Consider the following 26754-nt stretch of genomic DNA (forward strand, 5'->3'; position numbering starts at 1 on the left):
TCTTTTACCTCCGCATCATTTCAGGTGAGACCAGCAACAGGCCGAGCGCCTGATGCCCGCTTTCCGCGCGCGCCAGCCAGGTGCGGGTGTGGTCTGAAAGCGCACCGGGGAAGGCGCGCTCGGCATGCTCAAGTACTGTGTCGGTGCGCACGTTGCGCGCGAGGCGCTCAGCCAGTTCGACGCGGCGGAACAGCGCATCGGGCCCGGCCCAGCTGCCTTCGAGATCGTCGTAGCCAGCAGGCGAGGGCGCCCGCCACGGCAATTGTCCCAATTGGTCGAGCGCGCCCGAGATGCGCCGGAAATCGAGGTCATCGACGCCGCAAAGGCGAAGGCTCGCGACAAGCCATTCGAACGGCTGTCGGTACTTGACCGGGCCAGCCACCCAGCTTTCGGGAGCTTCGACAAGGGTGCGGGTCAGGCTGGCAAGGTCGCCTCCGGTAGCGAGAAAGTCCTTCTCCAGCTTTGCGACAAGGCTTGCAGGTGGTTCATCGCCTGCGAAGTGCCGCGCGAGCTTCGCCGCGATGAACCGCGCGGTCGATGGGTGGCGCGCAAGGTCGGCGATCACGTCGAGCGCCTGATCCGATCCGCTGTCACGATAGGTCCGCCCCATGATCTGCCGCGCCCCCGGCTCATGCGCGGGAGCCACAAAGGCAGCGCCGTTGGGTTTGTCCTCTGCAAACCGATCGATCCTGCCGATCCCGGATACCGTCCAACCTGTTAGCGCCTTGGCGAACTCAGTCACGTCGCCCTGCGAATACCCGCCATCGACGCCCAGAGTGTGCAGCTCGAATATCTCGCGCGCGAGGTTCTCGTTGAGCCCCTGCGGCCCGCCACCAATGCCCTGCTGCCTGCGCCTGCGAAACTGCATGAAGCGTGAGCTCGGCCCGACCGACTGGAACTGGTCGAGGTAGAGCAGCATCGCGGGGTGCAGCACCGCCGCCCTCAGCATGTCGGAAAAGCGCCCGAAGACATGCGGGCGGATCGCGTCGAATTCGTGTGCGCCGACCTGATAATGCGTGCCGGGCTTCTGCGCGCTGACGCTGAAATGGTTGGCCCAGAAATGCACCATCCGCTCGGCAAAGGGCGTGTCGCTTCCAATCGCGACATTGGTGCGCAGCGCGATATCGGTGCGCAGGAAACGGCCTGCGCTCATATAGGATTGGCGCACTTCGGATGGGATCGCCTCGTCCCCCATCGACATGTCCATCATCGCCGTATCGCCGCCGCTGCGCTGGCGTTCACGCCGCAGCCGTCGCAGCATTTCGAGGATTTCACCCGGCTTCGCAGACACATCCTCGCGCGCGGCGATTGCTGCGGGCTTGGGGTCGAACCGCTCCATCTGGCGCAGCAGATAGCGCCGCGCATCGTCAGGCGGTCGGTCGCCCGAGCGGATGCCGTAGCCGAAGCGGTTGAGGGCAATGTGCGCGGAAATGTCGGTGCTCATCTCTTCCCTTTCCTCGAAAAGAGAAGGTGCCTGAGAGCCGCGCTCAAGTCACGTCGCTGCTCGTCGCAAATTGTCGCGGGGGCGCCACGAGCCTAGTTGGCAGGCAATTCGCCGCTGTCGAGCATTGCGGGAACATCGCTCGCGCGCACGATCTCGGAATATTTCGCGCCCAGATCGCGCAGGTTCGAGCCGTGCAATTCGTCGTCGCGGTCCGCACAGGCATCGGAGATCGTGATCGGCACAAAGCCATATTGCAGCGCATCCAAGGCGCTCGCCCTGACGCAGCCGGAGGTCGAGAAACCGCCGATATAGAGCGTGTCGACGCCGTGATCGTGCAACCAATCGTCCAGCGCAGTACCGAAGAATGCGGACGGGTACTGCTTGAAGAACACCGGTTCTTCGCCGTGCGGGGTCAGCTGTTCGGGGAACGAGCCTGCGGTGGTGTCGCCGACGAAAATCTCGAGCGCGGGCACCTTGCGAAAGAAGTGCCCGCCATCGCCGCCGCCCTCGGAATAGCGAACCCCGGTCCAGATAACGGGGAGGCGGCGCTTGCGAAACTCGTCAGCCAGCTGCGCCATATGCGACACCGCCGCACTGCCGCTTTCGAGAAAGAGGGGGAAAGCGGGCTCGACATAGGCGCGCACCGGATCGACCAGCAGGAGCGCCGGGGACTTGCCTGGGGTGAGCTTTCCCGCAAAGGCGCCGTCCCAGTCGGTCATCTCAGATTGCCGCGCTTTGAGTGAGCTGCGCCATCTCGTCCGCGCCCATGCCGAGCAGTTCTGCAAACACTTCCGCATTGTGCTGGCCAGGCGTCGATGGGGCGGGGCGGCGTACGCCCGATGGGGTGGCGGAGAGCTTGGGAAAGGCGTTCTGCATCTTGAGGGAGCCGTGCTTTTCGGTTTCGACCTCGATGATGGCCTCGCGCGCCTGAAAATGCGGGTCGGCGATCATGTCGGGCGCGCGGTAGACGCGGCCTGCGGGGATCGAATGCTCAATCATCGCGGCCTCGACCTCGTCCACGGTCAAGGTGTTGGTCCACATGTTGACCAGCGTGTCGAGGTCGGTCTGGTTCCTGCCGCGCGCGATGTGGGTTGCGTAGCGTTCGTCGGTGGCAAGCTCGGGCTGTCCCATCGCCTGCGCCAGCCGCGCAAAGATCTCGTCCTTGTTCGCGCCGATCATAAAGTGCCCGTCCTTGCACTGATAGACATTGGATGGCGCAATGCCCGGCAGGATCGAGCCGGAACGCTCACGAATAAATCCGTTGTGATCGTATTCGGGAACGAGACCCTCCATCACCTGCAGGACCGCTTCGTACAAGGCGGTGTCGACCACCTGACCCTGACCCGTTTTCTCGCGGTGATGCAAGGCGGCAAGCACGCCCATCGTGCCGTAGGTCGCACAAAGCGTGTCGCCAATGGAGATGCCCATGCGCGCAGGCGGACGGTCCGGATCGCCCACGATATAGCGCCAGCCGCCCATCGCTTCTCCAATGCCGCCGAAGCCGGCGCGGTTCGAATAGGGGCCGTCCTGACCGTATCCCGACATGCGCGCGATGATGAGGCCGGGGTTCTCTTCGAGCAGGCTCTCGGGTGAGAGGCCCCATTTCTCGAGCGTTCCGGGCTTGAAGTTCTCGACCAGCACGTCCGCCTTGGCGATCAGTTTGCGGGCGAGTGCCTGGCCTTCGGGAATGCGCAGATTGCAGGTGACCGATCGCTTGTTGCGCGCGATGACTTCCCATTGCACCTTTTCTTCGCCCTGACCCCACAGGCGCATCGGGTCGCCCTTTCCTGGAGGCTCGAGCTTGATGACGTCAGCGCCCATGTCGCCGAGCAATTGACCGCAGAAGGGGCCGGCGAGAAGCTGCCCCATCTCGATCACGCGAATGTCGCCTAGCGCGCCCATTACTCCGCTGCCTCGCGCATTTCGGAGGCGTGCCATTCGGGCTGCTTGGGCGGCTCAAGGCCGGTCTCTTCGAGGCAATTTTCACGCAGGGTGTCGATGCCGGGGCCGTAATCGAACAGCGGCAAGTCGCCGCGTGTCGACTTGAGTTCCTCGCGCAGCGCCTCGGTTGCGCCGGTGTCGATCACGCCCGCTTCGTTAGCGACAACACCGTAATGCTTCGCGCCCTCTGGCGTCACGAGACCCTGCCGGATTTCGAGACCGACAATTTCCGGATCGCGCTCGAGCGGGTCGCCCCAGCCGCCGCCGCCCCAGGTGATGAAGTGGAGCAGATCGCCTTCCTTCACCTCGACATCTTCGATCTTGTTGCCGACAATCTCTTTAGTGCCGTCAGCGCGTTCGAGCACTTTCCTCGCGCGCATTCCCGGATGCCCGCCATTCACGCCCCACGGGGGCACGAACCAGCGATCATCGTGGATCGCAATCGCGCCATCGGCGAGGAAGCGATAGGTCATGTGGATACCGTTCCCGCCGCGGTGAAGCCCTGCACCGCCGCTGTCCGGCTCGGTCGAGTAGCGCTCGATCCGCAGCGGGAAATAGCGTTCCAGAAACTCGTTGGGCACGTTGGTAAAGCCCGGCCAGAGCGAGTGGCCGTCCGGGCCATCGCCAAGCGGGCGACCGGGAATGCCGCCAAAGCCGATCTGGAACAATTGGTACCATTCGCGCTCTTTTCCGCCCCTTTCGTCCCAGCCTGAATAGAACAGGTGGGGAGAGGAGCTGAAACCCGCCGCATTGAGGAATTCGGGCGTCTTCTGGCCCAATAGTCCTCCAAGAATATCGAAGATGCGGCCTAGCGCGTGGGTGCGACCCGACAGGGCTGCCGGGAACTTGGGTTTGAGGAGCGAGCCTTCGGGGATGCGCACTTCGATGAGGTCGTAGAACCCATCGTTGAACATGATCTGAGGGTCGAAGACCATGATCATGTAGATTCCGAAGAACATCTTGAACATGTTCTCGTTGAGGTAGAAATTGATCGATGCGGCAGACTGCGGGTCGGTTCCGTCGAAGTCGAGGATGACCTTGTCGCCCTCGCGCCGCATCGTGCATTTGATCTTGTAGGGCCCGAAGCCCTTGCCATCGTCGCAGATGTAATCCTCGAAGCTCACCGGTTCCTCGGCGACCGCCATGCCGATCAGCGCTTTCATCGCGCGGTGATTGCGGTCGAGCAATTCCTGCGTTGCCGAATAATAGACATCGTCGCCAAAGCGGCCTGCCATTTCGATCACGCGGTTGGCGGCAACGCGGCAACTGGCGATGAGCGCGTTTAGGTCGGCCTGGCACCAGTCGGGCTTGCGGGTTTGGTGCATGACGAGCTTCATCAGGTCGTCGTTATATTCGCCTTTTCGCCAGATCTTGACCGGCGGGATGCGCACGCCCTCTTCGAAGATGGAGGACGCCCCGATCGGCATGGAGCCGGGGACCATCCCCCCGATATCCGACTGGTGGCCGAACATCGCGGTGTAGGCGATGAGGCGTCCATCCTTGAACACGGGCAGCAGGATGAGCCAGTCGTTGGAGTGGCTGATCGCGCCTTCGCAGGAATAGGGATCGGAGAGGAAGATCATGTCGCCATCTTCCAGTGTCCCGTCGAACCCGCGCAGGAAGCCGTCGATGAAACTGCCGAACTGGCCAACGATCATCTTGCCCGAAGGGTCGGCGATCAGTGGGAAACTGTCGCCCTGTTCGCGGATGCCGGGGCTCATCGCGGTGCGCACCAGAGTTGCATCCATCTCGATCCGCGCGTTTCGAAGCGCGTTTTCGATGATGTCGAGCGTGACCGGGTCGATTTCGACGCGCTCGAACGGCTTGTCGTTGGTCTCGATAATAGTCGCGGGCATGGCTCAGCCCTCCTGATCGGGGTTGATGAGGATGTTGCCGACCGCGTCGATCGTCGCTTTGCAGCCGCTTTCGACGAGGGTGGTCGAATCCATCTCGGTTATGATGGCAGGGCCGGGGATGCGGTCTCCTTGCCTCAGCTTAGCGCGGTCGTAGATGACGGCTGGCTGCTGGCGTCCGTCCATCCAGACCGTGTGGTCGCGGATTTTTGCGGCGCTCGGATCGCCATCGCCTTTGTCGAGTTCGTTGGCTGGAAGGGCGGGGGCCTCTCCCAATGCAACGGCGCGAAGGTTCACGATCTCGTGCGGGGTATCCATGTTGAAGGTGAAGAGCCGCAAGTGCTCCTCATCAAAGCGCGCAAGGATACCCTCGATCCCGTCAGCATCGAGCACCATTTTGTCGATGGTCAGCGGCACTTCAAAGGCTTGCCCTGCATAGCGCACATCGACCTCGAACTGGGTGGTGATCTGTTCTTCGGGCACGCCATCGGCGAGCAATTCACCGCGCGTCTGCTCGGCCATCTCGTCCAGAACGGCGACCAGGTCGGCGACAGACGTTTCGCGCGCGAGTTTTGAGAAACTGCGCGCCGTTTCGGTCCGCATCTGGGTCGTCGCATCACCCAGAGCGCAGAGCACGCCGGGGGAGACGGGAGAGACCGCAGGCCAGCTTCCCATCAGCTTTGCCACGGCGTTCACATGCAGCGGGCCAGCCCCGCCAAAGCCCATCAGCGCAAATTCGCGCGGATCGTAGCCCTGCTGAACGCTGATCATGCGCAGCGCGCCGAACATGTTCTCGTTCACAATGTCGATGATCCCGCGCGCCGCTTCCATCAAGCTCACGCCCAGCGCATCGGCAATCGTCTGCACCGCCGCCTTTGCGCCCTCACGGTCGAGCTTGAAACTGCCGCCGAGCAGGTCTTCGGGAAGATAGCCGAGCACGACATTGGCGTCGGTCACGGTCGGAAGCTCTCCGCCCTTGTTGTAGGCAACCGGACCGGGGACCGCGCCCGCGCTTTCCGGGCCAACGCGCAGCGCTCCGGTGAGTTCAGGCACGTGAGCGATAGAACCGCCCCCTGCGCCCACGGTCTTCACATCGAGCGCCGATGCACGCACCGACAAGTGCCCGACGTCGGTCGTGCGCACGCGGCGGGCCTCCAGCCCTTCGATCAGCGCAACATCGGTCGAAGTGCCGCCGACATCGAGGGTCAGGATGTTCTCGAGCCCCGCATTCTGCGCGACCCACTTCGCGCCCGTCACCCCGCCAGCAGGGCCGGACATGAGGATGTTCACCGGATGCTCTTCAGCCTTGTGGCTCGACATGAGCCCGCCATCCGAGCGCAGCAGCGACAACCGCCCCTCGACGCCTTCATCCTCCAGCTTGGTCCGCAGGTTCGAGACATATTTGCTCACCACCGGACGCACCGCCGCGTTGGCTACGGTGGAGAGTGTGCGCTCATATTCCTGCATTTCGGGCAGCACTTCGTGGCTGAGCGAGACGGGAATATCGGGCAGTTCTTCGGCTGCGATTTCGCCGATGCGCTTTTCATGCGCGCCGTTCACATAGGCGTTGATGAGGCTGACGGTGAGCGCCTCGATCCCCTGATCCTTGAGCTTGCGCAGCGCGGCGCGAACCGCGTCTTCGTCGAGCGGGCGAACTTCATCGCCGTCCGCTCCCATGCGCCCTGGAACTTCGACCGTGTCTTCGAGATGTGCAAGCGGCTGGGGCTTGGGCCACACGATCCACGCCGCCAGCCCGCCGGGAACAAAGCTTCGCGCGATCTGCATGATGTCGCGGTAGCCTTCGGTGGTGACGAGCCCGACCTTCGCGCCCTTTCCTTCGAGCACCGCGTTGGTCGCCACGGTCGTGCCGTGAAGGAAATAGCTGATTTCGCTCGCGGCGACGCCCGCTTCTTCGGTGATGGCCTTCACCCCGTTGAGGATTCCTTCGGAGCTGTCATGCGGGGTCGAAGGGGTCTTGTGCCGCCAGAAACGGCCATTGGCCTCATCAAACAGCAGGAGGTCGGTGAACGTGCCGCCGACATCAACGCCCAATCTGTAAGTCATATATTCTCCGGGTGGGATCTGATGGAGAGGGTGTGAGTGGTGCTTGCCCTCGTCTCAGGCAGCCTTTGCAACGAGCGAGGGGAGAGAGCGGCCAAGGACCGCGCTGAAACTGCGATTAGCGGCGATGGCGGCATCGAGGTCGATGCCCGTGGCAACGCCCGACTGCTGCATCAGGTAGATGAGGTCCTCGGTCGCGATGTTACCCGTGGCGTTGGGCGCGAAGGGACAGCCGCCAAGCCCGCCTAGCGATGCATCGAATGTGCGTACGCCAGCTTCGTAAGCCGCCCAGGCATTGGCGATGCCGGTCCCGCGCGTGTTGTGGAAATGACAGCGCATCGGGATCTTGCCGCCGAGAAGTTCTCCAAGCTGTCCGAACAGGTCTGTGACCTGCGATGGAACGCCGACACCAATCGTATCGGCAAGCGCGATCTCCTCCGGGCCTTCCCTTGCCAGTTCCTCGGCGATCCGGAGCACGGTTTCGGATTTGACTTCGCCTTCGAACGGGCATCCGAAAGCGGCGCTGATCGTTACCTGTGCGCGCAGGCCCTCGGCCTTGGCGAAGCGGATCATGTCGCGGTTTTCTGCGATCCCTTCGTCGATGGTCTGGCCCTGGTTCTTTATGCCAAACGTATCGCTCGCCACGATTACGCAGCCCGCCTGATCTATCCCACGCCTTCCGCCCTCGCGCGTTGCAAGGCCGCGCATGATACCGCGCTTGTTGAGCGTGAGACCGATGAAAGTGACGTCGCCGCGGTCGGGCAGAGCTTCGATCACGGCCTCGGCATCGGCCATTTGCGGGACCCGATTGGGGTGAACGAAGCTAGCGACCTCCAACCGCCGCGCGCCGTAGTTGATCATGGCATTGATCAGGTCAAGCTTGGTGGCTGTTGGTACCGTTTCGGGCTCGTTCTGCAACCCGTCTCGCGGGCCTACCTCGACCAATTCGATTGCGGGTGCGGAATGATCGGACGTTTCTGTATACATTTGTGTCACGCTGCACTTTCAACGCTGGCGAGGCCGCGATGCGCATCGGCGTATACGTGGAAGGCGCGGCGGATATGCCCGGCCATGATCGCCTCGGCCCAGGGGCCATCCTTGCGCGCAAATGCAGAGAGCAGGTCGTCATGCTCGTTATGCGACCGGTTGAACGCCTCTGCGCCATAATGCTGCGCCGTGCGCCAGACGACCGGTTGTTCGATCAAGGCGCTAAGCAAAGTGGTGAGCCTGCGCGAATCGGCTGCTTTGAGGATGAGCTCGTGGAATTGCTTGTTGTATTCGAGGAAGCCCGCGATATCCGGATCGGGCCGCTTCTGAATCGCGGCGCAAAGCCTTGTATTTATTTGCCTTAGATCGTCCAGAACCTGCGGCGTCATGCGTTCGGCAGCGCGCCTCGCAGCGTGTCCTTCCATCATCGCGCGAAGCTCGAATGCATCGGCGACATCATCCACTGACCAGTCCGCGACGAAGCTGCGCTGAGACTCATTCTTGCGAACAAGCAGCTCAGCTTCGAGTCGCCGCAAGGCGTCACGGACCGGTGTTCGGGACACTCCGCAACGCTCCGCCAAGGTCTCCTCGCTCAGCTGCTCTCCGGGGGAAAGTTCCCCCGAAAGCACCATCGCTCGAATGGTCTCGTATGCAAGATCGGATGCCTTCGCCACAATTGCCCCAGCTATTGACTCGGACAAATTGTATACAATAAGAAGCGAACAACGCAACCGGTTCGAGGTGAGGGGTCAATCGACGGATTGGACGCGGGTGAGAATTTGCGCGGTTTGGGGAAAGGGCGATCCTGACCTCCAGCCGCGTGCCTTCCATTCACGGCTCTGGGGAACTGATAATGCGCAATTTTAAGACCATCCTTGCAGGCAGTGTCGCCATCGGCGCGGTGCTTCCGCTCACTCCAGCGATGGCCCAGCAGACAGCCACGCAAACGGCTACCGCCGCCGCGAGCGATGACGACAACGCGATCATCGTGACCGCTCGGCGCCAGTCTGAAACGCTGGCCGAGGTGCCCTCCGCTGTCACAGTCTTCACCGCAGACGCGATCCAGGCCGCAGGTATCGAGAACGCTGATGACTTTGCGCAGCTTACTCCCGGCGTCACGATCGTCACCGGCACCGCGGAAGCGGGCGACACGCAGATCAACATTCGCGGCATCAACGGTGCGCGCGATGCGGAAAGCTCGGTTGCTCTGGTCGTCGACGGCATCCTCAAGACCAACACCGCGCAGCTTAATCAGGACCAGGGCACGCTGCGTCAGATCGAAATCTTGAAAGGTCCGCAAGGCGCGCTCTACGGGCGCAATGCAGCGGCTGGCGCAATTGTCATCCAGACACTGAAGCCATCAGACCGGCTCGAAGCAGGCGGGCTTGTCTCCTTTGCCGAGGACAACACTTACCGCGCCAACGGCTATATCGCGGCGCCGGTTGGCGAAGGCGCAGGCATCGTTCTTTCAGGCAGCTATTTCCACACCGACGGGTTCTTCTTCAATCGCTTCCTCAACGACGACGTTGTCGACAACCAGGAAACCTTCACAATCGATGGCCGCTTCGTCGCGGATATCGGTCCTGACACCGAGCTCGACGTCAAGGCGCGCTACGCCGATGTTCAGGGGGCCTCGATCAACTTCAACGCCTCGTTCCACCTCCCAAATTTCGCGGCGGTCGACCCGACCTTCTTCGAGGATGTGAACGAGCACCCGTTCGATTTCTTCGGCAACATCCGCCCGGTGAACGAGCAGGAGACCTTCGAGGTTTCGGCCAAGGTCGAGCACGATTTTGGCGGCCTCGTCCTTACCGCATGGGCGCTCTACAGCGATGTTGACCAGCTGCTGATCGCGGACGGCACCTCGGCTGACTTTGCGCGCTTCACCTTCCCAGGAGCGACGCCGGACTCGGTTGCGGCCTCCAACGCCTGTTTCGCGAGCACCGCGCAGCTCACCGGCTTCCCCATCAACCCGCCGACCTTCATTGGCGCAACGCCCGTGCCGTTCATCTTCGATCCGGTGAATGGTTCGACTTTCGGCGCATACAGCCCCACGACCTGTGACGGCACGCAGCTGCAAATCCGCAATCAGAGCGATTTCAGCGCCGAAGTCCGCTTGGCTTCCGACAATGGCGGTCCGGTTGAGTGGCAGGTGGGAGCGTATTTCCTCACCATCGACCGCGAGGTTGGCGTCGCCATCGCAGCCGATCTGGGGCAGGGCGTATCGCGCGAATTGTTCAATCCGGCAGGCTCGTTCAACCCGACCTCGCAATTGTTGAACGATGACTTCTCGACCAATGTCTACGCCGCGTTCGCGTCGGTCGAGTGGGAAGTCAGCGACCGCTTCGATATCAGTATCGCGGGCCGCTATGACATCGAGGACCGTTCAACCAGCAGTCTTGTCCCCGCCGTGCTCGACCCGTTTACAGGCGGTCCCATCAATCCTGGTCAGCAGGTCGTAAACGGTGTCGTACAGCCGATCCCGGACCAGTCCGAGACTTTCAGGCAGTTCCAGCCGAAGATTTCGCTGCGTTACGAAGTGACGCCCGATCTCAACCTCTACGCCAACTGGGGCATCGGCTTTAAGTCGGGCGGCTTCAACAACCAGGGGTCGGCCGCGATCGTCGACCAGACCTTCAACCAGTTCATCGGCACGAATGTCCTGATCGAGGACCAATTTCGCAAGGAAACTTCCTCGGCCTTCGAAGCGGGTATCAAGGGCGGGCTTCTCGATGGGGCAGTGACGTTCGATCTTGCGGGCTACTACACCGACATCGACGATCTGCAGTTCTTTGAATTCTTCGTCGGACCGTTCGGTCTCTTGCGCGTTGTGTCGAACATCGACGAGGTCGAGATATACGGCGCGGAAATCAATCTGAACGCCGAACTGCTCGATGGCTGGAGCATTTATGGCTCGGCCAACGTGACCGAGAGCGAGATCAAGGCAAACGCCTCGCGCCCCGTCACGGTCGGCAATCAATCGCCCTATACCGCCGACTATACGATCAATATCGGCACGCAGGTCGATCTGCCGGTTACGAACACCGTGAACTTCGTCGGTCGCGCCGATTATCGCATCACCGGCCCCACGTGGTTTCATACCGTCCAGGATGATACATCACCGACCTTGTTCAGCGGTCTGCTTCCGGGATCTGCGCTCGCACTGCCAGCCTTCGTAGGCGACGCTGACTATTCGATCACCGAGCGTGACAGCTTCGGCGTGCTCGATGTGCGCGTCGGGGTGGAGATCGACAACATCTCGATCATCGCCTTTGCTGAAAACCTCACCGACGAGCGCTATCTCAACGAAGTGATCCCGGCGATCGAGTTCGGCGGGTCATTCCTTTCGCCGGGCGGCCTGCGCCGCTTCGGCGTGGAGCTTGGCTTCGAATTCTAAGCCAGCGTCCAGCGCAACAGTCACTATCCTGACCCGCTCGGTTACGATCCCACTCCGAGCGGGTCACGATAAACCGGCCCGGGCCGCCCAACGTGGTGGTCCGGGCTTATTCGTTTGTGAGTGCAAAAAGACCGATCCGGTCCAGGATTGAAATGGTCGGGGAGACTGGATTCGAACCAGCGACCCCCTGTACCCAAAACAGGTGCGCTACCAGGCTGCGCCACTCCCCGACATTTCAATCGTTCAAGCAAGGGGTAGTCCCCGATGCTCAACACTTCCTCACCGCCCTTCGAGGTTGGTGGACCCGCTAAAAAACCAATTGGTCAGCGCCTAATGTCTATAAAAACAAAAGCTTAGACCGGTTATCCGCGGTGATTGCGCCACAATGGTGTGCCACAGTCCGGCGGCATCTACGTTTGCGGCGTTCGCAGGTCAAGCTGATGATTGGATAAGCTTGGCCGCGAAGGCTGCACAATTGCATTTGATGTGGTGCAGCTATTCGATCGAGCGCTTGCTACCGTTCGGAAAACGTAACAGAAACATAATCTGTGCAATCGCAAGGTTCGCAAGGCGGAAGGAGGAGTGCTGCGCCCATATGAAAAGTCTGAGCGCCCGCGCTTTTTCTGTGCTGCTGCCGGTTGCGCTCGGTTTCTTCGGCATTTCCACATGGATCGCCTATGATGGGGCGCGCACAAGCGAGGTCGCGTCTTCGCGGCAGGCGCTCGCGCAGGACCGGATACTGGCGCAGCAATCGCTTCAATTGCGTTTCGACGCGATCGAACGCGCGCACAAAAGCGCTCGCCAACGGACACTTAGCTTGCTCGAAAGCGAAGCCGCTCCGTCCGTGGCTTTCGATCAATACTTCCCGGCTGCCGGTGACGGGACGCGTCGCAGCGCTGACAGCCTGTGGGACGGTCAGCGTCTCGCTATCGGTAGTGTGCGTGGCTTCGGAGCGTTCATCTCCGACGAAACACTGGAGCCAGAGCGCCGCCGTGTGCTTTCCGCAGCTTTTGCTTCCCTTGCAAACTTTGTCGATGGGCTGCCGGTCAACGTCAGCAATATCTACTTTTTCTCGCCCGATAATGACCTGATCATGTTCGCGCCGACGCGCTCGGATCAATTGGCGTTCTATCGGCGCGATGCTCCGGCTGATCTGGATTTTCAGGAAGAAGAGTTCTCGCAGATCGTGCGGCCTCAGCTCAATCCCGAGGGCGAGATGCAATGCACCAGCCTTCGCCCTATTCTCTACGACGAAACGGAGCAGACCTGGACAACCGGTTGCATGACGCCTGTCAGAACCGGATCGGGGCAGATTGGTGCGTTCGGATCAAGCCTGTTGCTCGACGAGATCTTCGCCGAAGACGAGATGGTCGCAAATGGCGGGATCAAGCGGGCAATCGTCACGCGGCAGGGTAAGCTTATCCGTCACCCAGATTTCACCGTCCAATCCTCGGCTCTTACCGGTCAGTTTCTCGACCTCACACAGACGGACGATCCGCAATTGCGCGCCCTGTGGGAAGCGCTGAGTGACAACCGGGCCCTTGGTTTCAGCGGCTATCTGGAAGGTGCGGACCTTTTCATCGACGCCGCTTCGCTTGAGCAACCCGAATGGTTCGTAATTTCCTTCATCCCCGGCGAGACTATCCGGTCAAACGCATTTGCGGCCTCGCGTCCGATCCTGATCACGGGATTGCTTGGCACGGCACTGTTCGCGATCTTTATCATCATCTTCATCCGCCGCATCCTCACAAACCCAGTCGAAAGACTTGCTGCCCGCGCCGACGGTATCGCAGCGATGCAGCAGGATGATGGGTCGCTCTCCGCACATGAGGGCGACGAATTAGCTCGCCTTAACACAGCGTTTGACGCGCTCGAGAAACGTGTCGCTCAAGAGCGATTGCGGCTTACCCGCTCGTTCGATCAGTTGGTCGATGCGATCGAGGAATATGCCATTCTCCTCCTCGATCCGGTTGGGAACGTGGTGCGCGCAAACAGCGCGGCAAAGGACGGGTTCGATTGGGCGGAACGTGCGCCGCTCGCTCAGATCATGGGCGGGGACGAGGCCGCGGCTCATGATCTGTTGGAGCGTGTGAGCGACACTGGCCGTGTTTCTCAGGCAGTGCAGCGCGCGCGCGGCGATGGGAGCACTTTCTGGGCGTTCGAGGCATTGGAGCCCATGATGGATCAGGACGATGTGCTTGTGGGCTTTGCTTATGTCGCACGGGACATGACCGGCCAGAAGGAAGCAGAAGCGGCCATCATCGCTGCAAGAGATGAGGCGAGCGCCGAACTGGCTGCAAGGACAAATATCCTTGCGGTCATGTCGCATGAGATCAGGACGCCGCTCGGCGGCCTTGTCGGCATTATCGAGCAACTCAAGAATGAGCGTTCGGAGACTGAACGCACGCGGGCCCTCAGCCTGATCGAGGATTCCTGTGAGGCGTTGCTCGACACGCTTGATGCGATCCTTCAGCAGGCGCGCTTGTCGCAAGGAGCCGAGCAGCGCGAGGCCAAGAAGTTCCGCCCAAGCGCGGTCGCGCAGAGAGTGGCCGAACTGTTCCGGCCGCTCGCGCGCAGGAAGGCGATAAGGATCGAGCTCATATCCTCGGACGAAAGCGAAGCGGTCGGCGATCCGGGAAGAGTGCAGCAGGTACTGGCCAATCTTGTTTCGAATTCGGTCAAGTTCACCCAATCCGGGTCCGTGAACATCGAAGTGCAGCCTCCTGCAACCTCTCAAACGGACTGGGTGTTCATAGTGTCGGATACCGGTGTCGGGATCGATGAGAAGCGCATCGAGAAGGTATTCGATCCCTTTGACACCAGCGGCGAAGACTCTCTTGGCAAGTCACAAGGAACGGGTCTTGGTTTGTCGATCACCCGAGACATTATTGAAGCGATGAATGGCGAGATATCGGTTGAGAGCGAGGCCGGGCGCGGTGCGAAGTTCACGATCCGGCTTCCGCTAGGTGCTGTTGAGGAGGCTATTGAGGAGCCCGTCGATGGCAAAGGCAGAGGCACGCTTTATGTCGCGTTCGAGAAGGCGACCGAGCAAATTCAGGCCGAGGCCACCGCAAGCGGCAAGGGCTGGATGATTGCGCAAACCGGGAGTGAGGCTCAATCACCAATTGGCGATGTCGGCAAAATCCTGATCCTGACTGACCCGCAAAGCCTCTCTGCAATCCCGGACGAGTGGCTTTCGGTTTGCCACAAGATCATAGTCGCTGGCGACAGCGAAGTGACGGCGACAGCACTTTCGCAATACGATGCAAAGCTCGTCCGTTCCTCGGCAGGCAATCTTGCCAAGGATCTGCCGGACCTGCTCGAAAGGGCGCTCGATGAACAGGCTTGAGGACCTCCCATTCGAAGAACAGGCTCGCATCCTGAAAATCCGGCTTGAGCGCGCCGAACGCGCGCAGCAGGATGCGGAGATCGCGCTTGAAGGAAGGATGCGCGAGCTCGACCGTGCAAACGCCGACCTCAGCCGGCGCGAAAGCGAACTTGCCAAGAAACTCGATATCGAGAGCCGCAAATTGCTGGCCGCACAGACCACTGCGCAGATGGCGACCATTTATGGCGAGAAAGGCAAATCCTTTACCGCATCCGAAGGCAGCGGTGTGCTGCTTGGCCTGCCGGAAAACGAGGAAGGGTCTGTAGACAAGCTTATTGCCGCCATCCACCCACTCGATCGTGACCGGATCATGCGCGAGGCCGTCTCATTCTTTACCAAAATGAAGCCGGGTATCGAACACAGGTTTGAGCATCGCATCATCCGCTACGATACGGGTGCGACCCATTGGTTCAGTTGGGCAATCCGGCGTGATCCAGGGGATGAGGATCGGCCCTCGGTGGTCTATGGGACCGTGCGCGACATAACCTTGAGCCGCGCCAATGAACGCGCGGTGCGCGCCCTCCAGCTGCGAGCGGAACGGCGCGTCAAGGAACTGAACGCGCTCAGCCAGCAGCTTTCCGAGGAACAGGAAAGAACCGCGCAGGCGCTCGCCGCGCGCACGCGCTTTCTGTCAGAGATGGCGCACGCCATCCGCACGCCTCTTAATACGCTGAACGGCGGGCTGGAGCTTTTGGCTGACAGCGCGACGGGGCAGTCGAAAGACTTCGCGATCGTTCGGGAGGCCGCAGACCAGCTGGTCGAGATCGCGGCCAAGATGATCGACCAAAGCGACACGGCAGAACCTTTGGAAACGCCGCAGCGAGAACCGGCCAAAGTCGGGGAGCCAGCAGGCTTGGACGGCACGCAGTCTGCGCCTCGCGTCCTCTTGGCCGAAGATACCGAGAGCAATCGCTACGTCATCGAACGGTTGCTCGGTTCGATCGGATGCGAGACCGCCGTGGTGACCAATGGTGTCGAGGCGATCGAAGCGATGCGCAACGCGACATTCGACCTCGTGCTAATGGATGTGATGATGCCGATCATGGATGGCGAGCAGGCCACGCAGGCCATTCGCAACATGCCCGGCGCTCCATCCCGAACACCGATTATCGGCGTCACTGCACACAGTCTTCAGGCCGAACGCGAACGGCTTCTCTCAGCCGGCATGACCGCCTGCCTTTCGAAACCGGTCAGGCGCGAGGAACTTGAAACGGCCATCCGTACCGCGATGCTGGGCCGCGAAGCGGTGCAACCTCTCAACGCGCGTTTCGATCATGAACTTTTCCAACGGGCGTTCCTCGATTTGCCCGCAGCTTACCGGGACCGCATGCGCGAGGCGGCGAAAAAGGACATCAGCGAATATGGCGAACAGGTCCTTACCGCGGCCAAGTCAGACAACGCTGAGGAATTGTCGCGCGCTGCGCACTCGTTGAAGGGCGTGTCGCTCAATGTCGGCGCAATCGGGATCGTCGAGGAGCTGAGCCGCTATCGTGAAAAGCTGGCGCAGGACGAAGACTATTCGAGCGCCAACCTGCGCAAGGAGATCGCCGCGAGCCTTCTGGCTTTCGACGATCTCTACAGCGCGCTAGTGAGCGAGATTTAATACGCTCCACGACCGCCAAGGACTGCTCTCGGAGTGCAAAGCAGCAGCCTGATGTCGACCCAAAGATTGGTGCGCTTGAGATAGGCGCGATCCATGATGGCCTGACGCTTGAACGGGATCTCGGCGCGGCCGCGAACCTGCCAGGTGCAGGTGATACCGGGCTTGCCAGCAAGGCGTTGCCAATGGTTGCCGCGATAGGTCGTGACTTCGCTTGGAAGGGCAGGGCGCGGCCCGACCAGGGACATGCTGCCGCCCAGCACGTTGAACAGTTGCGGCAGCTCATCGATCGAGAAACGGCGGATGAAGCGGCCCGTGTGAGTGATGCGCGGATCGTTGCGCATCTTGAAGCAGGTTCCGTCGCGCTCGGACTGCGAGAGCAGGGCTTTGCGGCGCTCCTCGGCATCGGTGTACATCGATCGGAACTTGATCATGCTGAAAGGAGTGCCGTCCGCGCCGATGCGGGTCTGGCGAAACAGCACAGGCCCTTCGTCCTCCAGACGGATCGAAAGCGCAGTGGCAATGAAGATTGGCAGCAGGGCGAGGATCGCAATGCTGGCTCCGACGACGTCCAAAGCGCGCTTGCCGATTGTGTTGAACTGGTCGAACACGCCGCGCGATGCAGCGCCTTCCATGGCTGCGCGGGCAAGGAACACTGCGTTGCCGACAATGTATCGCCCCGCCATCCGGCGCGGCTCCATGGCTAGGCGCCACATCCACTCGCTTTTGCAGGCTCGCACAAGCTGGGGCGCCCTGGGGATGCGCCCCGAATAGTAATCAAACAGGCCGCCCACGCCCATGACTACCGGAGCGTTGAGGCGGTGGCGGTTGCGGGCGATCCACTTCTCCTGAAGCGGAACTCCAAAGCCGACGAGAACAATGCCCGCGTGCGAACGGTTGATGCGCTCAATGAGGGCGTCTTCGTCGCGAGGATCGAAATACCCGGATTGGGTTCCTGCGATGCGCAAGGCGGGGAAATTATGGGTGGCCCAGTCTGCTGCACGGTCGGCAACGCCCGCCAGGCCGCCCAGGAGGAATAGGCCGGTGCCCTCTTCCTCGGCCTCTCGGCATAGCTCAGGAAAGAGATCCGTTCCGTTGAGATTCTGCCCGAGCTTTGTCCCGCTCATCTTGGCAGCGATCTCCATACCGACGCCGTCGGGCAAGAGCAGGTCACTGGTGTTCAGCGCCTCGCGATAAGCGGTATCTTCATGCGCGAGGTTCACGCAATGCGCGTTGACGAAGTTAATCGTCGAGCTCTTGCGTGCGCCGACGCGGGCAAGGATGTGCTGTGCCATTTCGCTGCGGCCTGCCTGTGCAAGCTGCAGACCGAAGAGGTGGCTGACTGGCCATTCTCGGCCCGCCTCGATCCGGTCTGAAAGCTCTGCGCCGGGGATGAAGCGAAACTCGCTGGTAGGGGTGTATTTCATCGGACAAGCTCCTTGAATTGATCTCGTCCGGTAATTGGCAAGGGCTGTGCCAAACTCAGAAAGCACTGATTTTGCGAGCAAAATAATAATTGGCCGAACTGGCGGCACGGTCTCAACTGCCGAATTTCGCATTTTGGATCACTTGAACTTCGCAAATTGCGAGAATCGATGCGCCATCTGCGAAACAGCGCGGTCACCAGGCTGAAAAAGCCCGGAAATCCGCCATTTCCGCAATTGGCATGGTTGTTGAATTCATTTCCCCGAACCCAACGCGAGGAAAGAATGCAGCACGCTATTCGGACATTGATGAAGCCAGACGCGTGGCCCGCATTTGCCCGCGGGATGATGGCCTATGGCTCGGCCGAAGCGATCACGCGGATCGTGCGGCTCGGTGCAATCCTCGTCGTTGCTCGTCAGGTTTCACCGGAGATGCTCGGAACTGCGGCGCTTGCGCTGAGCCTTTTCGAGCTTGTGCGAGTGCTGGCCAATGTCGGGATCGGTCAGCGCATCATAACCGCGCGCGAGGATGAACTCGATGCGATCTGCAACGCCGCTCATCGCCTGTTCTGGATGGTTTGCCTCGGTGTCTCATCACTCCAGCTCGTTCTCGCGGCCACGCTTGGCCTCGGGTTTGGCCTTGGCGAAGCGGCGGCGATGCTTGCCGTCCTGTCGGGCGTCTATCTCTTCATGCCAGCCGGCCTCGTCCAGATATTCCTGGCCATGCGTGCACAGCGCATGGGAGCGACGGCACGCGTCGCCGCAACCCAGAACATTGCCGACAGCGCAGTCACGGTCCTACTCGTTCTGGCGTGGCCTAGCGCTTGGGCGATAGTGCTGCCCAAGCTGCTGACCGCGCCGATCTGGCTTATGCTTGCTCGCCGCACTTTCCAGTGGACGCCAAATCGTGATGTCGCTGCTGCGCCAGCCAGCGAGTTTGCAGCTTTCGGTCCTGCAATCCTGGGTTCTGAGATGCTCACTGCAGCGCGTCTGCATTGCGACAAGCTGCTTGTCGGCGCGCTTCTCGGGACGGAGGCGTTGGGGCTTTACTTCTTCGCCTTCAACGCAGGCTTGGGCATCACGCAATCGCTGGTGACGGCCTGCAACCTCGTCCTGTTTCCGCATCTCGCAAAGCTAAGTGGCGCCAAGTTCGAAGACGAATTCAAGCGCGCCTTTGCCATGGGCCTATCGGTAGTCATTCCGCTGGTCGCAGCTCAGGCCTTGCTCGCTCCATTCTATGTGCCTGTCGTGTTCGGCGAGAACTGGATCGCGGCAACGCCATACCTTTCGCTTCTCGCTTGCGCGGCGATCCCACTCTTCATCGCATCGCTGATCGGTGCTCGTCTGCGGGCGATGGGCAAGCCGATGGCCGAAACCGGCCTGATGGCGATTGCGACCCTTTTCGCACTGAGCGGACTGTGCCTGGGAGCTCAGGCGGGCCTGACTGCTGCATGCGTCGGTTTTGTCGCAGGCCTCGCTTTCGTCCTCCTGCCCGCCGCTTTCTTTCAATTCGCCGGCCTTCGCCTCAACAAACTCATCCCTCTCAATGGAGACCAATGATGTCTGCTCCCAAGTTTTCTGTTGTTATTCCCGCATACAACGCCGGAGCGACCTTGCGCTCGACGGTCGTCAGCGTCCTTGCCCAGACCGATCAGGATTTCGAGATTGTGGTTGTCGACGATGGGTCGAGCGATGGCACGCTCAACGCGATGCTTGATCTTGCGGTCAAGGATGAGCGTATCCGGATCGTGTCGCAACCCAACTCGGGCGTCTCGGCCACTCGCAATTACGGCGCTTCGCTGGCCAAGGGTGAACTCATTGCCTTCCTTGATGCCGATGATCAGTGGGACCGCGAAAAGCTCGCCCGTCACCGCGAAATGCACCGCTGCGATCCGCTGCTTGATGCGAGCTTCGCGCAGGTTGAGTTCGCGCCTGAGCGCAAGGGCAAGCTGAAGCGGGGCAGGGTGCGCTCGAGCATCCCAGCCGATTATCTCGATCTGGGCGATGTGCTTGTCGAGAATGCGGTCTGCACGACCTCGAACCTCGTCATCAAGCGCGACGCTTTTGCCGACCTTGGCGGCTTCGACCAGACGATGCGCTATGCAGAGGATCAGGAATTTCTCGCACGCCTTCTCGCGCATGGTTGCCTTATCCGGGGCATCCCTGAGCCGCTCGTCCGATACCGGATGAGCGAGGACGGACTTTCCTGCGATTTCGAAGCGATGCTCTCGAACTGGCGGCGGTTCGCCTCATGCTGGATCGAAGGATCGGAACTAGCGCAGGCCGAAGCAATCTACTGTCGTTACCTCACGCGCCGGGCGCTCCGGGCCGGGGCGTCAATGCGAATTACTCGCTCGCTCGCCCGGCGCGGGATAAGCGCGGATCGCGGCACATTCATGGCGGGCGGCGCTCGCAGTCTTCTTACCCTTGGCGGCGTTCTCGCCGGCGGCACCTTGCCCGCCCCGCTGCGCCGCGCGGTTTTCGCCTGAATTCGTTTTCCAAGGAGACCTTACAATGACCCTTCCCAAAATCTCCGTCGTCATGCCGATCTACCATGTCGAGAAATTCGTCGGCGAGGCGGTGCGGTCCGTCCTCGACCAAACCTTTGCCGATTTCGAGCTTATCTGCGTTGATGATGGCGGAACCGACGCCTCGATGGACATCGTGCGCGGTTTCTCAGATCCACGCATCCGCATCGTGTGCCAGGCCAATCGCGGCCTTGCTGGCGCGCGCAACACCGGCATTGCGAATGCGCGCGGCGAGTTTGTCGCGCTCCTCGACAGCGACGATGTCTGGCATCCCGAGAAACTGGCGCTCCACTACATCCACCTGATGGCCAATCGCGAAGTTGGAGTGAGCTATGCCGGTTCGCGAATGATCGACCAGAACGGCAATGTCCTGCGCGTTGCCATGCGCCCGAAGACCGGGCGAGTTACGGCCAAGGACATCATTTGCCGGAACCCAGTCGGCAATGGCAGTGCGCCTGTTCTGCGCCGGTCTGCTCTCGATCTTGCGGTATTTCCCCATCCCGAAGAACCGAGCCGTACCTGCTGGTTTGACGAGAGTTTTCGTCAATCCGAGGACATCGAAATGTGGATCCGCCTTGCGGTGAAGCACGAGGTGGTTTTCGCAGGGATCGACGGATTGCTGACCGATTATCGCATCATCCCAGGCGCGCTTTCGGCCAACGTGGTGAAGCAATATCTGAGCTGGACCAAGATGCTGCGCAAGCTGCGCGGCTATGCGCCCGAATTCGTAGAACAGCATGGCGACACAGCGCGCGCCTATCAGCTGCGTTACCTCGCTCGTCGTTCGGTTCAGCTGGGCAACTTCGAACTTGCCCGCGATCTCATGAGCAAAGCGGTGGGCCTCCAGCCGCGCATCCTTGCCGAAGAACCGCGCAAGACCGTCATCACGGCGGGCGCTATCGCTGCCGGCACAATCCTTGGCGCTGACCGCTTCACCGGGATCATGCGGCCGTTCCTGAGGAATGCGGCATGATCTCGATCGCTCATCTCCTCGACGATTTCGGCATGGGCGGCGTGACCCGCGCCCTGACTTTGTTCGATCAGCCGACACTCAAGCGGCTTGCGCAATCAAACGTCGTGCCTATGAAGCCGAGCGCCAAAGTCGCACCGAAGCTCGATGCCGATCTGATCGTGGATCACATGTCCTTTTCCTGGGCGCGCCTGCCGTTCCTCGTAAGCCTTCGCGCCCGCAATCCGGGCGCAAGGATCGTGCATGTGGAGCACAGTTACACGCGAGGGTTCGAAGCCAACACGGTGACTTCGAAAGGTCGTTTCAGAACGATGATCCAGCTTTGTGCGCTTTTTTTCGATGATGTCATCTGCGTGTCGGAGGCCCAGCGCGACTGGATGGCTGGAGAGGTCGGTGTCTCGCCAACAAAGCTCCGCGTTATCTATCCCTGGACCGACAGGGAGAGCCTTTTCGTCATTCCTCCCGCACGGCAGGCTGACGCCCAACCGGTTCAGCTGCTTGCCTATGGTCGCTTCGCAGAGGTCAAGAACTTCGCCTCCTTGATCAGCGCCATGCGCTACTTCTCGCCCGGCGAAGTTTGCTTGACCCTTTTTGGCGATGGCCCGCAGCGCGGCCTGCTTCAGGCTCTTGCGGCTGACCTGCCGAATGTTGATGTGTTCGGGCCGGTGGATGATCCGGCGAGCTTTCTCGAATTATGTGACGCGGTGATTGTGCCTTCTCACTACGAGGCTTTTGGCCTTGTCGCGACAGAGGCACGCATGGCTGCGCGCGCCTTGATCGTGGCTGATGTCGACGGCCTGCCCGAACAGGCTCAGATCGGCGGGCGTATCGCACCTATGCGCACGGCAGAGGACATCGCCAACTCGATCCGTTGGGCTATCGGTGCCGACCTTCCAAAGCTCGGGGTGGCTGGGCGCCGCAATGTTCAGGGCCAGCACGAACAGATCCTTCGCCAATGGACCCACCTCATCTGCAGCACCCGTTGGGCGACGCAGACAACCACTTCCCAAGGTCCTCAACGGGCTTTGGGCAGAGCGATGGTCTGACCGGCGCGACGCGCCACGAAGAGCATCGTGAGGGGCTGCCGAACCGCATATGCGACCCGGCGGATCGGTAGCCCCGTCACTTAAGAAGAACGACAACAGTTCCGACTACACAGTCACCTTGGCCGCTGATCCACACCCCCCAACCCCCGTGGATCAGCGGCTCTTTTTGTGCATGTGTTTGAGGTGATCAGGTTTTCGCCGACTGGCTCATCGATCGCAGCGCGATCCCGATTACCACCAGTGCCGGCCAATAGAGATAGGCCAGGATCTCGAGGTTCTCTCCGAAGGAGTAGAGCACCAGCGCCAGCGTCAGGCCGAGGCCGATCCGCGCGTTTGGCTGAGCCTGGGCCTTGACCAGCAGCACGCCGAAGCTTGCCGCCAGCGGAATGGCGAGCGCGATTGCTCCAAGGAGGCCCTTGACGAATAGCAGGCCATACCAGCTGTGATGACTGCCGATGGGCATGTACTCGACGAGGTGCGGACCGTTTTCAACGATGCCATGCCCGAACCAGTATGCCTCGGTTTCCCACCGGTGTATCGCAATGCGGCCCAAGGCCGCGCGCACCCGGCTTGAATCTGCACGGGCGGCTGAAAACTCGCTGATGGCGCTGTCGATCAGCTCAAAGAGTGCAGGGCCAAAGACGCCGAGTGCCAGGACCGCAGGCGCGGCCAAAAGCCATAGATACCCCTTGCCAAGCCGGCTCGCGCCCCAGACAAACGGGACGATCACGAGCAGCGCGACCAAGGCGAGGCGCGATTGAGAGAAGAGAGCGAGAAGCAGGCCGCCGATGATCCCGACCGTCTTCCAGCCCGAGTGTTTTTCCTGCATCGCCAGAAGCACGTAGATCACGCCCATCATTCCCGCCGCAGGAGACCACGGGGCGAAGAACTGCCAACGAGGTGTCCCGGCGCCCGGTTCAATCGTATAAAGTTGGGCTGCGAAGTATTCAGGACCTGATCCGCCAATGACTTTCAGAGGCGAGATCCAAAGCAATTCCGGCAGCCCGACATAAGGGGCTGCAAGAAAGATCGGCAGCAGGAAAATGGTCTGCAGCCCGAGCTTGCAGATTGCCCGATAGATGACTTCGGCGCGCACATTGAGCAAAGCCCCGGCGAGCGGGAAAAGCGCCATGAGCGCCCAGCCTTTGGCCCAGCCAATGCTCGACTTGATCGTCTTGCCTGGCCCCAGCTCAAAATTGGCATGGCCGACCCACAAGATGACCAGCATCGCCGCCATCCCGGCAAGCCATATCCAGATCGAGCCCGGGATAGAGGACGCCTTGGCCTGATCAAGGTAGATTGCCAGCGCTGCCATGCCTGCGAGGACCCAGCCGAGGGCTGGACCGGCGATGTAAAGTCCGCCGACCAGCCACAGCGCCCAAGTCCACTCGATCGTTTTGGCGATCAGGCGTTCGGCAGCAGTTTGCGGATGATTGGCTGTCTCAGCCATAGCAGCAGGAATCCGATAAGGATGAAAATGGTGGCGCCCAACGCTCCTGCGATCACGAGCAGCGGAGTCGGCGCCGACTTCGAACGCGGCAGCGACGGCGCTTCCAGCGTCTGGACGAGCGGATAGGAAGCAAACGGGTCCGACTTGTTTGTATCGAGCCGGGCAAGCGCCGAGCTGAAAACCGCTTCGGCAACGCGCAAGTCGCGCAGCAGATCTGCAAGCCTGGCAGCCTGTTCGACCTGTTCCTCGGCATCTGCCGATTGCGATGCGATCTGGCGGCGAAGCTCAGCGAGCGCCGCCCCGTGGCCGGTTCGGTCACTATCGCGCTCCGACAGGCTGGCGAACAGGTTCTCACGGGTGTTGGACACCGCAAGGTCGGCAAGCGCGATGACCTTGGTGCCATCGAGCCCGGTCAGCGCACCCCCACGGCGAGCGAGGTCTGCGCGCAGTGATGCTTTCTCGGCGGCCAACTTTTCGATCGTTTCATGAGCATCGCCCAATGTGCCGGAGCGTTCTGCGTGTTCGCCGTTGGTCTTGGCATAGCGGCCGAGCAGCTCCTGGAACTCCGGGTCGGCCTTCAATTGCATCGCACGGCGCGCCTGCGGCAGACTGATGTCGAGCGTGCTCGCAAGCCGCGATGCGGCAGCGCCGGTCTCGGCAACGCGCACACGGCGGTCGCGTTCATTTGCCTTGAGTTGGTCGAGAGCAGTGATGCGCCCGGCAAACTGGTCGAGCGAAACAAGGCCCGTCCTGCCTTGAAAGTCGAGCAGTGACTGCTGTGCTTCGTCGACCTTGCGTTCAAGCTCGCTGATGCGTTTTGAATCGGCTTGCTCACGCGCCCGCGCTTCGTCCTCGCGCAGCGTGTCGAGAGCGGTGTTGAAGGCCTGCTGGAGCGCCTGCATGCGGATTTGCGCCTGTTCTGGCGATCGTGCGGGCATTTTCAGCTCTATCAGGTTCGTCTGGTCGATCAGCTTGATGCCGGGCTGCGGGAAAGCCCCTTCGTCCTCACCAGCGATGTTCGCCGCATCGCGCAACACCAGGTCTGACTGGAGCAGACGCTTGTAATTCTCGGTCGGGCTAAGCGAGGGGGAGGAGAAAGCCGAGGAGGTGTTCGTGGTCGCTTGCCCGATGGATTCTAGGTTCATGCTCGCGCCCACGCCGGTTCCCGGCAGGATCAGGGTCATGCGGCTGTCGTAGCGGTCGGGGGCCAGTGCGATGTAGGCGAGCGCGAGCCCCCAGACGAGCACAAGTGGACCCGCCAAAGCTGCAAAGTAGCGGCGATATCGGCCGACCGAGGGAAGGCCGTCGCGAACCACAACCCACGCGCGCAGCAGGAAACGCGGCGGTGCGCCTGCTTCCAGGTTGGGAGCGAAGGTCTTCACAGCGCGTTGTCCAGCAGGATTGCCGGAGTAACCGTGTTCACAGCATCCGCGACGAGGCCAACCGCTTCGCGGAAATTGGTCCAGCGGCTGTCATAGCAGGCGATGGCATCGCCCGGCATGAGGTAGGGGTTGAGCGCATCGCGATTGGCGCCGCGAACGAGCTTTTCGATATCCCGCTCAATGACGATGCTCTGACCGTTGATTGGATTGCGCGAGATGAGAACCGCGCGGCGGTCCGACTGCATGTAGCTTCCCCCGACGCAGTTGGCAGCGACGAGCCCTTGCAGCAGGCGAGTGCCGTACGGAAGCGAAGTCGTCTGGTGGCCGATGGCCGCGCCCGCGTTGTTCCCGGCGCTGCGCGTCAGGTTGGACATGTAGACCCGGATGCCCGGAGCGGTGAGAGGGGTGGGCCGCACGAGGTCGGCGTCGAAGCAGGTGCGGCTGGGCACGATGATCCGGTCACCGCTCGCGATCGCGACATCGCGGCTGGACCATCCGTGGACAAGACCTGAGAGATCGAATTCTGCGTAGGTTTCCCCGCGCAGCACGTAGATGCGCTGCACATCGGCGTCGGGGCGGACACCTCCGGCTGCGCGGATTGCGCCTGCGATGGTGCGGCTGACATTGTCGTCGCCGCTGACTGCGCCTTCCTTCAGGCCGATGCGGCTTTCAGGATCACGCTCGCCCGCGCGCACGGCACCCGGTTGAAACACAGCGCCGCCAACCGAAACGGAGGCTCCCGCATTCTCGATCAGGGAAACCCTCACGGCGTTCTGAAGCGGTCGTACGAGATTTTCGCTCACCAATTGGCTGCGCAGCGCTCGGGTCAATTGGGCGATTGAAAGCCCGCTTGCTTCGACCGGGCTTTGCCCCCGAAGGGCAACGGTGCCGTCACCGGCAATCACATAGGTGCCGGTCAGGCGGTCCGTGTCGCCCAGCACGGTGATCTCGAGCCGATCGCCCGCGCCAAGCGGCGGCGTCCGGTCAAGCAAGCTCGCAGGCGCGACGCGGCGGTAGGTGTCGAGTTCACGCGGAGCCTGCCAGCTGCAAGTCGGAGCGCCGCGTGCGACCGGCGCCTCGGTGATCCAGTCGCCTTGCGGCTGATCCGAACCGTCCCACGCCACTTGACCCGGTGCATAGACCGAGCTTGCGAGATTGGCAGGAGCCGGCCCCGCAACACATGCGGAGAGAAGGCTTCCAATGGCGGCACAGGCCAGCAGGCGAGTGTTGAGCGAGAATGGCATTTCGAACTCCATGAGAACTGGTTGCCCCATTCCATCTCA

The 26754-nt window shown here is 61.4% G+C and carries 18 protein-coding genes and 1 tRNA gene; 7 read left to right on the forward strand and 12 right to left on the reverse strand.

What is annotated here, in order from left to right:
- Positions 1 to 4 precede the first annotated feature (4 nt).
- The 7 genes from NAP1_RS02315 to NAP1_RS02345 all read right to left on the reverse strand — a co-directional run bounded on the left by NAP1_RS02315 (position 5) and on the right by NAP1_RS02345 (position 8960).
- Complete coding sequence (locus NAP1_RS02315; protein ID WP_007163607.1) at positions 5 to 1444, reverse strand: DUF1800 family protein; 1440 nt, start codon at positions 1442 to 1444, stop codon at positions 5 to 7.
- Between the two features lie 92 nt (positions 1445 to 1536).
- Positions 1537 to 2163, reverse strand: coding sequence for an isochorismatase family protein (locus NAP1_RS02320; protein ID WP_007163608.1), 627 nt, complete (start codon positions 2161 to 2163; stop codon positions 1537 to 1539).
- A gap of 1 nt (position 2164) precedes the next feature.
- Complete coding sequence (locus tag NAP1_RS02325) at positions 2165 to 3382, reverse strand: CaiB/BaiF CoA-transferase family protein (RefSeq protein WP_241761166.1); 1218 nt, start codon at positions 3380 to 3382, stop codon at positions 2165 to 2167.
- A complete protein-coding gene (locus tag NAP1_RS02330; protein ID WP_007163610.1) occupies positions 3346 to 5241 on the reverse strand; it encodes a hydantoinase B/oxoprolinase family protein in 1896 nt (631 codons plus the stop codon). Before NAP1_RS02330 ends, NAP1_RS02325 begins: the two co-directional genes overlap by 37 nt.
- A 3-nt stretch (positions 5242 to 5244) precedes the next feature.
- Positions 5245 to 7302 (reverse strand): hydantoinase/oxoprolinase family protein, encoded by a 2058-nt coding sequence (locus NAP1_RS02335; protein ID WP_007163611.1) that lies wholly within the window; start codon positions 7300 to 7302, stop codon positions 5245 to 5247.
- A gap of 54 nt (positions 7303 to 7356) precedes the next feature.
- The gene (locus NAP1_RS02340; RefSeq protein WP_007163612.1) at positions 7357 to 8286 is read right to left on the reverse strand and encodes a hydroxymethylglutaryl-CoA lyase; all 930 of its coding nucleotides are present in this window, start codon (positions 8284 to 8286) and stop codon (positions 7357 to 7359) included.
- A 5-nt stretch (positions 8287 to 8291) separates the two neighbouring features.
- Complete coding sequence (locus NAP1_RS02345; RefSeq protein WP_007163613.1) at positions 8292 to 8960, reverse strand: GntR family transcriptional regulator; 669 nt, start codon at positions 8958 to 8960, stop codon at positions 8292 to 8294.
- A 179-nt stretch (positions 8961 to 9139) separates the two neighbouring features.
- On the opposite strand from NAP1_RS02345, the gene NAP1_RS02350 reads away from it, so the two are divergent.
- Positions 9140 to 11683 carry a TonB-dependent receptor gene (locus NAP1_RS02350; RefSeq protein WP_007163614.1) on the forward strand — a complete coding sequence of 848 codons (2544 nt, stop codon included), beginning with the start codon at positions 9140 to 9142 and terminating at the stop codon, positions 11681 to 11683.
- A 153-nt stretch (positions 11684 to 11836) separates the two neighbouring features.
- Here NAP1_RS02350 and NAP1_RS02355 read toward each other — a convergent pair.
- Positions 11837 to 11913: transfer RNA gene (locus NAP1_RS02355), tRNA-Pro, on the reverse strand.
- 365 nt (positions 11914 to 12278) lie between these two features.
- Between NAP1_RS02355 and NAP1_RS02360 the strand changes: the two genes are divergently transcribed.
- Positions 12279 to 15032, forward strand: coding sequence for a HAMP domain-containing sensor histidine kinase (locus tag NAP1_RS02360; protein WP_007163615.1), 2754 nt, complete (start codon positions 12279 to 12281; stop codon positions 15030 to 15032).
- Positions 15019 to 16674 carry a response regulator gene (locus NAP1_RS02365; protein WP_007163616.1) on the forward strand — a complete coding sequence of 552 codons (1656 nt, stop codon included), beginning with the start codon at positions 15019 to 15021 and terminating at the stop codon, positions 16672 to 16674. The genes NAP1_RS02360 and NAP1_RS02365 overlap by 14 nt, the downstream gene beginning before the upstream one ends.
- Here NAP1_RS02365 and NAP1_RS02370 read toward each other — a convergent pair.
- Positions 16671 to 18098, reverse strand: a complete 1428-nt coding sequence (locus NAP1_RS02370) for a WecB/TagA/CpsF family glycosyltransferase (RefSeq protein ID WP_007163617.1) — start codon at positions 18096 to 18098, stop codon at positions 16671 to 16673. The genes NAP1_RS02365 and NAP1_RS02370 overlap by 4 nt on opposite strands.
- A 282-nt stretch (positions 18099 to 18380) precedes the next feature.
- Here NAP1_RS02370 and NAP1_RS02375 point away from each other — a divergent pair, with 282 nt between their 5' ends.
- Genes NAP1_RS02375 through NAP1_RS02390 form a run of 4 tightly spaced genes read left to right on the forward strand, consistent with a single transcriptional unit; the run spans position 18381 to position 22639 of the window.
- The gene (locus NAP1_RS02375; protein ID WP_156777174.1) at positions 18381 to 19655 is read left to right on the forward strand and encodes an oligosaccharide flippase family protein; all 1275 of its coding nucleotides are present in this window, start codon (positions 18381 to 18383) and stop codon (positions 19653 to 19655) included.
- Entirely contained in the window at positions 19655 to 20584 is a 930-nt protein-coding gene (locus tag NAP1_RS02380; protein ID WP_040464657.1) for a glycosyltransferase family A protein, read from the forward strand. Before NAP1_RS02375 ends, NAP1_RS02380 begins: the two co-directional genes overlap by 1 nt.
- Positions 20585 to 20609: 25 nt before the next feature.
- Positions 20610 to 21596 (forward strand): glycosyltransferase family 2 protein, encoded by a 987-nt coding sequence (locus NAP1_RS02385; RefSeq protein ID WP_007163620.1) that lies wholly within the window; start codon positions 20610 to 20612, stop codon positions 21594 to 21596.
- A complete protein-coding gene (locus tag NAP1_RS02390; RefSeq protein WP_007163621.1) occupies positions 21593 to 22639 on the forward strand; it encodes a glycosyltransferase family 4 protein in 1047 nt (348 codons plus the stop codon). Before NAP1_RS02385 ends, NAP1_RS02390 begins: the two co-directional genes overlap by 4 nt.
- 187 nt (positions 22640 to 22826) lie before the next feature.
- Here NAP1_RS02390 and NAP1_RS02395 read toward each other — a convergent pair whose 3' ends face one another.
- The 3 genes from NAP1_RS02395 to NAP1_RS02405 are packed head-to-tail and all read right to left on the reverse strand — an operon-like array spanning position 22827 to position 26715.
- A complete protein-coding gene (locus tag NAP1_RS02395; RefSeq protein WP_007163622.1) occupies positions 22827 to 24089 on the reverse strand; it encodes a hypothetical protein in 1263 nt (420 codons plus the stop codon).
- Positions 24044 to 25471 carry a hypothetical protein gene (locus tag NAP1_RS02400; RefSeq protein ID WP_007163623.1) on the reverse strand — a complete coding sequence of 476 codons (1428 nt, stop codon included), beginning with the start codon at positions 25469 to 25471 and terminating at the stop codon, positions 24044 to 24046. The genes NAP1_RS02395 and NAP1_RS02400 overlap by 46 nt, the downstream gene beginning before the upstream one ends.
- Positions 25468 to 26715, reverse strand: coding sequence for a polysaccharide biosynthesis/export family protein (locus tag NAP1_RS02405; protein WP_040464661.1), 1248 nt, complete (start codon positions 26713 to 26715; stop codon positions 25468 to 25470). Before NAP1_RS02405 ends, NAP1_RS02400 begins: the two co-directional genes overlap by 4 nt.
- Positions 26716 to 26754 lie beyond the last annotated feature (39 nt).

It is taken from the genome of Erythrobacter sp. NAP1 (assembly GCF_000152865.1).
In the GTDB taxonomy this organism is placed as follows: domain Bacteria; phylum Pseudomonadota; class Alphaproteobacteria; order Sphingomonadales; family Sphingomonadaceae; genus Erythrobacter.

What these genes read in the sequence shown, in the direction of transcription:
- NAP1_RS02315 (WP_007163607.1), bottom strand. Translation starts at nt 1,444, where the DNA reads ATGAGCACCGACATTTCCGCGCACATTGCCCTCAACCGCTTCGGCTAC.
- NAP1_RS02320 (WP_007163608.1), bottom strand. Translation starts at nt 2,163, where the DNA reads ATGACCGACTGGGACGGCGCCTTTGCGGGAAAGCTCACCCCAGGCAAG.
- NAP1_RS02325 (WP_241761166.1), bottom strand. Translation starts at nt 3,382, where the DNA reads ATGGCACGCCTCCGAAATGCGCGAGGCAGCGGAGTAATGGGCGCGCTA.
- NAP1_RS02330 (WP_007163610.1), bottom strand. Translation starts at nt 5,241, where the DNA reads ATGCCCGCGACTATTATCGAGACCAACGACAAGCCGTTCGAGCGCGTC.
- NAP1_RS02335 (WP_007163611.1), bottom strand. Translation starts at nt 7,302, where the DNA reads ATGACTTACAGATTGGGCGTTGATGTCGGCGGCACGTTCACCGACCTC.
- NAP1_RS02340 (WP_007163612.1), bottom strand. Translation starts at nt 8,286, where the DNA reads ATGTATACAGAAACGTCCGATCATTCCGCACCCGCAATCGAATTGGTC.
- NAP1_RS02350 (WP_007163614.1), top strand. Translation starts at nt 9,140, where the DNA reads ATGCGCAATTTTAAGACCATCCTTGCAGGCAGTGTCGCCATCGGCGCG.
- NAP1_RS02360 (WP_007163615.1), top strand. Translation starts at nt 12,279, where the DNA reads ATGAAAAGTCTGAGCGCCCGCGCTTTTTCTGTGCTGCTGCCGGTTGCG.
- NAP1_RS02365 (WP_007163616.1), top strand. Translation starts at nt 15,019, where the DNA reads ATGAACAGGCTTGAGGACCTCCCATTCGAAGAACAGGCTCGCATCCTG.
- NAP1_RS02370 (WP_007163617.1), bottom strand. Translation starts at nt 18,098, where the DNA reads ATGAAATACACCCCTACCAGCGAGTTTCGCTTCATCCCCGGCGCAGAG.
- NAP1_RS02375 (WP_156777174.1), top strand. Translation starts at nt 18,381, where the DNA reads ATGCAGCACGCTATTCGGACATTGATGAAGCCAGACGCGTGGCCCGCA.
- NAP1_RS02380 (WP_040464657.1), top strand. Translation starts at nt 19,655, where the DNA reads ATGTCTGCTCCCAAGTTTTCTGTTGTTATTCCCGCATACAACGCCGGA.
- NAP1_RS02385 (WP_007163620.1), top strand. Translation starts at nt 20,610, where the DNA reads ATGACCCTTCCCAAAATCTCCGTCGTCATGCCGATCTACCATGTCGAG.
- NAP1_RS02390 (WP_007163621.1), top strand. Translation starts at nt 21,593, where the DNA reads ATGATCTCGATCGCTCATCTCCTCGACGATTTCGGCATGGGCGGCGTG.
- NAP1_RS02395 (WP_007163622.1), bottom strand. Translation starts at nt 24,089, where the DNA reads ATGGCTGAGACAGCCAATCATCCGCAAACTGCTGCCGAACGCCTGATC.
- NAP1_RS02405 (WP_040464661.1), bottom strand. Translation starts at nt 26,715, where the DNA reads ATGCCATTCTCGCTCAACACTCGCCTGCTGGCCTGTGCCGCCATTGGA.